At 42.7% G+C, this 241-nt stretch carries 1 protein-coding gene; it reads right to left on the reverse strand.

Annotation, left to right across the window (positions count from 1 at the left end):
• On the reverse strand, positions 1–241 hold a 241-nt coding region (locus SM753_RS21095; protein ID WP_323192992.1), incomplete at both ends, for a hypothetical protein.

Raw genomic sequence — 241 nt, forward strand, 5'->3', positions numbered from 1 at the left:
CACACCTGGATAGTAGCGGTAGCATGCCGCCGCTGTTTTACGTCCGAGTTTTTCAATAATCGGAGACAGAATATAACAATTGCCACCGCGGTGGAATTTATAAAATCCATCGATCTGTTCCACACTATCATCAGCAAGTCGCTTACCGATAATGATAATATATTTCTTACCATCCGCATTGTTGATCGCCGTATTAATGTGGTTCTCGATATAAAACGAGAACGCCGTGATCGCAACTTTG

Source organism: Halostella sp. PRR32 (assembly GCF_034808085.1).
In the GTDB taxonomy this organism is placed as follows: Archaea; Halobacteriota; Halobacteria; order Halobacteriales; family Natronoarchaeaceae; genus Halostella; species Halostella pelagica.